At 37.4% G+C, this 5,916-nt stretch carries 10 protein-coding genes; 9 read left to right on the forward strand and 1 reads right to left on the reverse strand.

Annotation, left to right across the window (positions count from 1 at the left end):
* Positions 1-60: 60 nt before the first annotated feature.
* On the reverse strand, positions 61-549 hold the full coding sequence (locus F6K38_RS33525; protein WP_287359413.1) for a hypothetical protein: 489 nt from the start codon (positions 547-549) through the stop codon (positions 61-63).
* Positions 550-616: 67 nt separating this feature from the next.
* Here F6K38_RS33525 and F6K38_RS33530 point away from each other — a divergent pair, with 67 nt between their 5' ends.
* From F6K38_RS33530 to F6K38_RS33570, 9 genes are all read left to right on the forward strand, one after another.
* The gene (locus F6K38_RS33530) at positions 617-952 is read left to right on the forward strand and encodes a DUF4326 domain-containing protein (protein WP_287359415.1); all 336 of its coding nucleotides are present in this window, start codon (positions 617-619) and stop codon (positions 950-952) included.
* A gap of 56 nt (positions 953-1,008) precedes the next feature.
* On the forward strand, positions 1,009-1,419 hold the full coding sequence (locus tag F6K38_RS33535; RefSeq protein ID WP_287359416.1) for a hypothetical protein: 411 nt from the start codon (positions 1,009-1,011) through the stop codon (positions 1,417-1,419).
* A gap of 303 nt (positions 1,420-1,722) precedes the next feature.
* Positions 1,723-2,064, forward strand: coding sequence for a hypothetical protein (locus F6K38_RS33540; RefSeq protein WP_287359418.1), 342 nt, complete (start codon positions 1,723-1,725; stop codon positions 2,062-2,064).
* A 67-nt stretch (positions 2,065-2,131) separates the two neighbouring features.
* On the forward strand, positions 2,132-2,986 hold the full coding sequence (locus tag F6K38_RS33545) for an ATP-binding protein (protein ID WP_287359420.1): 855 nt from the start codon (positions 2,132-2,134) through the stop codon (positions 2,984-2,986).
* A 2-nt stretch (positions 2,987-2,988) separates the two neighbouring features.
* Positions 2,989-3,285 (forward strand): hypothetical protein, encoded by a 297-nt coding sequence (locus F6K38_RS33550; protein WP_287359422.1) that lies wholly within the window; start codon positions 2,989-2,991, stop codon positions 3,283-3,285.
* A 57-nt stretch (positions 3,286-3,342) separates the two neighbouring features.
* On the forward strand, positions 3,343-3,774 hold the full coding sequence (locus F6K38_RS33555) for a hypothetical protein (RefSeq protein ID WP_287359425.1): 432 nt from the start codon (positions 3,343-3,345) through the stop codon (positions 3,772-3,774).
* Between the two features lie 66 nt (positions 3,775-3,840).
* Positions 3,841-4,272 carry a hypothetical protein gene (locus F6K38_RS33560; protein WP_287359428.1) on the forward strand — a complete coding sequence of 144 codons (432 nt, stop codon included), beginning with the start codon at positions 3,841-3,843 and terminating at the stop codon, positions 4,270-4,272.
* A 75-nt stretch (positions 4,273-4,347) separates the two neighbouring features.
* Complete coding sequence (locus tag F6K38_RS33565) at positions 4,348-4,743, forward strand: hypothetical protein (RefSeq protein ID WP_287359430.1); 396 nt, start codon at positions 4,348-4,350, stop codon at positions 4,741-4,743.
* 834 nt (positions 4,744-5,577) lie between these two features.
* The coding region (locus F6K38_RS33570; protein ID WP_287359432.1) for a hypothetical protein at positions 5,578-5,916 on the forward strand (339 nt) is incomplete at its 3' end.

The following is a 5,916-nucleotide window of genomic DNA, read 5'->3' on the forward strand; positions in this document are numbered from 1 at the left end:
TTGTTGTATTCCTAACTCTATGTCTATATTATATAGTAGAGGTAGGGAAAACAAGCTAATTTAAAATAAACTCAATTGTGCTTGCTGTGCATCCAAGATCTTTGATGATTCCCACCAAATTAGAGCCCATCTTTGATCTGCTAACGGTGGTACACTATGAAGTTTTTTGGAATTAAATTCATAGATCACCCCACCTTTACATTTATGTTCTAAACCATCAATAATAAAGAGGTAGTCAGTACTGCTTACTACAAAAGCCCGTGAACCATATATGGATGCATCTCTGTGAGATTTAACGCCTCCTCCTTTGGCATATTTGCAAAGAAGCGACAACTTCCAGTTTGGGCAAAATCTTGAGGCTAGTTTATCCATTCTTGCGTCAGTATGCGCTTTAACGTATTTCAGTGGTTTAACACTAATTAATTTATATCCCAATGGGACTACAAGCCTTTTATAATCTTGGGTATAGATGCTTTGTTCTAACAAATGAGCTTTTGACTCAGCCCACTCAATAAAGTCAGAAACTGATATCTTTGCGAGTGCCTGCATTTTTCTTGACTCTTTAGATCTACATATCTATAATATATACTAGATATGTAGATGTGACGCATGCAAAATGAAAAAGATTAAAGTATTGAACAAGAAAGCCTTGTCCTATCTGCCAAAAAGCTTAGATGATAGAGACATATATATTGGACGACCGTCTGTCTTGGGAAATCCATATAAAGTGGGGACATCCTCAAGGAATGAGGTCATCCAGTTGTATCGTAAGTGGCTGTGGGGAAGGATACAAGCAAACGATTCTGCTGTTATTGCAGAGCTAAAAAGAATCAAGAAACTTGTCCTCTCTGATAAACAGGTTAATTTAGTTTGTTGGTGTGCCCCGAGGCCATGCCATGGCGAAATTGTTAAAAAATGTATTGAATGGGTAATTGAAGTTGACAAATTCTAATACCCATTCTACCATATATTCTGGAAATGCAGTTTAGTTTAGTTGAGCCTTGTGCTATGCCGAAACTTATAGATTTAGAGATTGTACATCTGTCTAGTGACAATCAAGCCCTAGGAGACATTTTAATTTTTTACTTTGATAAAAATTCTGGGTTAAGTCCACAGCAGATTCCGATAAATCTGGACAGTGCTGCCATACTAGTTGAGGTTCTGTCGTCTAATAACAATCAAGTCCTAGGAGACAGCTTAATTGTTAACTCTAATAACAATCAAGTCCTAGGAGACAGCTTAATTCTTAACTTTAATAAAAATTCTGGGTTAAATCCAGGGCAGTTTCAAATAGATCTGGACAGTGCTGGCATGCTAGTTGAGGTTCTGTCTAGTTATATCAATCATCATCCTGGTCCTGGTCCTGGTCCTGGTCCTGGTCCTGGTCCTGGTCCTGGTCCTAGCGGGAATCGTGAGTAACCAATAGTGAAGTAATTAATAAACGCAAAGAGAGCATAGAGTTATAGAGTTGGAGTTGCTAGATCTCTCTTTGCTACCCACGAAAAATGAGATATTTACATTATACACAAATATCTCTTGACAACATCATCTCTATCATATATAGTAGAGATAAGGAAGAAGGGCACAAGCGGGATATTTACATTATGTTATAAATATCCCTTGACAACATCATCTCTATCATATATAGTAGAGATAAGGAAGAAGAAACAGATGTAGTAAGACTTCTCTTCTTCCCTGCCCAGCAGTTAATAGGCTAATCCCATGATAAGGCAAATTCGAACTTCTGCGCAACCTAAATCCTCAGATCTAGACAAGCATCCTTTGGATCCAGATGTCCATGAGGTGAGTGATTTTGGCTTTACAGAGCAACAAGATCTATACGGATACGATCGCGGATATTTTGATGGATACAACAATTTACCGTGGACAGGTATGTGTGAGTATACAAAGATTGCTCGTCAAATTAATCCACTTAAGTCTTCATGTGGTGGAGAGTGTAAACGCAATTGTGGCTATTCCATTGGCTACATGAATGGAGCCATAGATTCTCGCTTGGATAAGTCGGTATATGCATATACCGATTCTGAGCATACAGAATTTTAACTCTAAAATATATGGTAGATATGAGTATCTACCATTACACCTGTCAACTAAACAAACGAGGAATAATATGTTTAAGAAAGCATCGTCACGAGAAGTATTCGTTCGACTCGCAATTTCTGGACCAAGTGGAAGTGGAAAAACATATTCTGCTCTTGCGATCGCGACAGCGCTAGGAAAGCGGATAGCTTTAATTGATACTGAACATGGCAGTGGTAGCCGATATTCAAATCGTTTTGAGTATGATGTTGCTGAATTGTCTGACTTTCATCCGTATGAGTATATAAAGCTGATTAAGATGGCAGAAAATTCTTATGATGTAATAATCATTGATTCGTTTTCACATGCTTGGTTGTCTATTCTTCAGATAGTTGATAGCAACTTTTCAAATTGGGCAAAAGTCAGGCCAATTGAGCGAAAACTTATAGATACAATACTGAAAGCCAAATGCCATATTATAGCTACGATGAGATCTAAAACAGAATGGGTGATGGAATCCAGGACAAATAAAAAAGGAGTATCAACTCTTTCTCCACAGCGCATAGGCTTGGCTCCAGTTCAAAATAATTCAATTGAGTATGAATTTGATATTGCGGGAGAAATGGATTACAATCATCTTCTAACTATCACTAAATCACGGGCAAGCACCATATCTAATAAAACTTATCTATGTCCAGGCAAAACTTTCGCCGATGATTTACAGGACTGGATAGATGATTTAAACTCACCAACTCTAGTTGAGGCTCGGCCATGGAAAGACTGGAAAACTCCAGAAGATGCTGTAGAGTGGGCACAGGAATTAATGCCTGAGATTTCAAGTGATTTTCTGAACTCTAAATGGCAAGAACTCACCGCTGAAGAGGGCAAAAAAGCATTGGCCTGGGTTCAATACATCCAAGAGACTCTAAAATCTGAGTTCGAGTAATTTTGATTAGAAGGGGGATGCGCATCCTACACGCATATTCTTTGTTAATTGAATTAGGAGTCAATGGCATGCGTCAGTACATAATATCAGATGAATGTGCTCAAAAGATAGATTTAATTACTTCTGATGAGCGATTCATGGGTTGGCTTAATGGACCAATATTACTGAAAGTCGATCAAAATACTAAGTGTGTATATAAATCTCACAATAAAGATACGTTTGCCAAAGGATATCTTTATCGTAAGATTGGGAACCAAGGTGATTTTCTAATTGCAGTTGAATACATTGGGGAGAATTAAAGTTCTATGGGGGATGCGCATCCTACACGCATATCTGTTCATTCTTCTGAGGAAATTATGTTTGATACTATCTCAATTGAAATTGATGAATTTGGCACAATGAATCTCTGTTTTTATACTGCAACAGAAATTAGCTTTATTATGGCAATCGATGATCTAGACATTCGCAATTTAAATAAAATTACCACTGACTATTTGACGCCAAAGATTTCATCTTATGAAGACTTTTACCCACTAGTGATCGATATTTGGAATCGGCTAAATGATGAATATAATTTGGATAAGCTAGTTCCTATTTACCGAATACGAAGGGAGATAGGAGCCAACTGCGATCGCCAAAAATTTAATGAATGGCTGCTAGAGATGCAAGCTAATGACATGATCCAGCTCCAAGGTGGAAGTCTTTACAACGGCACTGACGATCAGATTGAGGATTCTATATACACTGAGCTATCTGGGCTTCGATGCTATGCCAAGCTGTTAGGCTAGAAACGGCTTAATAATCCATGGGGGATGCGCATCCTACACGCATATTCATTTACTTTCTCCAAAACCATGTTTTCTGACATTGAAATCCAGGTTGATGATTGTGGGTATATGATCCTGCATTTTTATGGCTCTATATACGGGGAGTTCCTTGTTCCCCTTGATGAATCAGATGTTAATATGCTTAACAAGATTGTTACTGATTTTTGCCAGCTAAGTACCTTATCTTACGAAGACTTCTGCCCACTAGTAATTGATATTTGGCATCAGCTAAACACTGAATATAATCTGGACAAACTAGTTCCGATTTATCGAATACGAAGACAGATCGGAATTAGCTGCCGTCGTCAGCAATTCAATGATTGGTTGTTGAAGATGCAAGCTGAGGATTTAATCCAACTGCAAGGGGGAAGTCTTTACAGCGGCACTGATTCTCAGATTGAAGATTCTATATACACTGAGCTATCTGGGCTTCAATTTTATGTCAAGCTGTTAGATTAAAAACGACTTAAAATCCATGGGGGATGCGCATCCTACACGCATATTCATATGTACTCCAGTATAGGACTAAAGAAAATGTCTAAACTCTATACACTGTATCAAGATAAATTCCCATATTATGTGACAAAGTCTCATGAAGAGGCAAAAGCCCGATTTGCAGAAGATGTGGCGATCGCACAAGCTACCCAAAATAAAATTTTGCCCAAGAAGTATACAAGTGATGAAATTTTTAACTATGACGATCAAATCTTTGAAAGTAATTACGGCAAAGTTAGCGTGGGATTCACGAAATGGCTCCAGAAAAAACTCCTTACTAACCAAAATAAAGATATCATGTATTTTGTAGGTCTTGATTACCTGAAGTTTCGTACATTTGATGTCGAGTGTGCTGTACATTTATTGAAACAACTTAATGAAGAAGCCTTCATTATTCATTTCCATATTTCTAATTATCAAGACAGGACAAGGTAGAGCTTCAAGATCTAAATAGAAGACTTTCCCTGGTTGCACAAATCTGGCCAGGGAAAGTTACGGAGTAAATCACTAGAACATCAGATTAACATGAATCAATTATACCAGCAATTGTGGCTATGCCTTAGAAGAAAATCTCAAACATGGAGGTTTAACTCAAATCTTGGCAGAAAGGCTTTCGGCTTAAAGAATAGGGCTGACGGACTATGCATAACCCAGATAAATGACAGTGAGTGCCTAGACACTTATTTTTTGTTTAAGCACATTATAGAAGCGTTAGTAAAGAATGACTTGCCAATTGTTATCGAAGATATGGTCGTTTACACTGGATACATGTATAACACAAAAAAAGATTTTAGCGAAATTATATTTAATGAGATCTTCTTAGATGCGGTTAAAGGCAAATTGCGAATACATGAAATAATTTTACAGCTATGTCCTAATGCTCAAATAGGGAAACGACTGGATTCTGAAATCTTGAGATACGAAGTCGAGCACCAAAGCAATCCAAATATACAACTATCTTATTCAGACGAGTATTTCAGCTATTCACATTTCTTGGAAGTTTGCGAAAATCTTAGGACTGATCACAAGACTCTTAAAATTATTACTTATTGATTTTTGAGATACGTAAAGACGAGTCTCTGCAAAAAGCTTATCTGAAAGGCCGATATGGAGGAGCCCCATTTATTAATGGCTTAGATGTTTGACACTTTTATTCAGTATATATCATTTTCTGGTATACGCAAAGAGTAGAGTCGGAGAGAAATAAATAGTATTGATCTTTCTCCAACTCTACTATATAATATAGATATAGAGTTGGAAGGGTTTCATATGAGTTGTAAACTATTGTACCCACAATATAAGCTTTTAATTAAAGAGATTTTTGTTTATGACAATATTAAACAGGTAGCGATAGGCTGTGGTGCTATGTGGTTGAGCTGCCGTGAGTCTAAAAGGTCTTTTTCAAATGAGGTAGTAGATGTGTATTTTAACAACTCTCTGCCTATGGCCAATAAATTCTCAGGTATATGGGAATGCACAATGGCAAGAATGGGCATTCGTTTCTACTCTCACCGAGGAGGAGAATGGGTAGAAGTCGCTGGTTTTTGTAAAAGATATGAAGAAGAGTTTCGAGGCAAACAAGTTTTAGTTGTAAGTGTTCCTGTATTT

The sequence above is a fragment of the Moorena sp. SIO3B2 genome, assembly GCF_010692525.1.
Lineage (GTDB): Bacteria > Cyanobacteriota > Cyanobacteriia > Cyanobacteriales > Coleofasciculaceae > Moorena > Moorena producens.

Bases quoted from the DNA above. Each gene is read 5' to 3' on its own strand.
- F6K38_RS33525 (WP_287359413.1), bottom strand. From the start codon at position 549: ATGCAGGCACTCGCAAAGATATCAGTTTCTGACTTTATTGAGTGGGCT.
- F6K38_RS33530 (WP_287359415.1), top strand. From the start codon at position 617: ATGAAAAAGATTAAAGTATTGAACAAGAAAGCCTTGTCCTATCTGCCA.
- F6K38_RS33535 (WP_287359416.1), top strand. From the start codon at position 1,009: ATGCCGAAACTTATAGATTTAGAGATTGTACATCTGTCTAGTGACAAT.
- F6K38_RS33540 (WP_287359418.1), top strand. From the start codon at position 1,723: ATGATAAGGCAAATTCGAACTTCTGCGCAACCTAAATCCTCAGATCTA.
- F6K38_RS33545 (WP_287359420.1), top strand. From the start codon at position 2,132: ATGTTTAAGAAAGCATCGTCACGAGAAGTATTCGTTCGACTCGCAATT.
- F6K38_RS33555 (WP_287359425.1), top strand. From the start codon at position 3,343: ATGTTTGATACTATCTCAATTGAAATTGATGAATTTGGCACAATGAAT.
- F6K38_RS33560 (WP_287359428.1), top strand. From the start codon at position 3,841: ATGTTTTCTGACATTGAAATCCAGGTTGATGATTGTGGGTATATGATC.
- F6K38_RS33565 (WP_287359430.1), top strand. From the start codon at position 4,348: ATGTCTAAACTCTATACACTGTATCAAGATAAATTCCCATATTATGTG.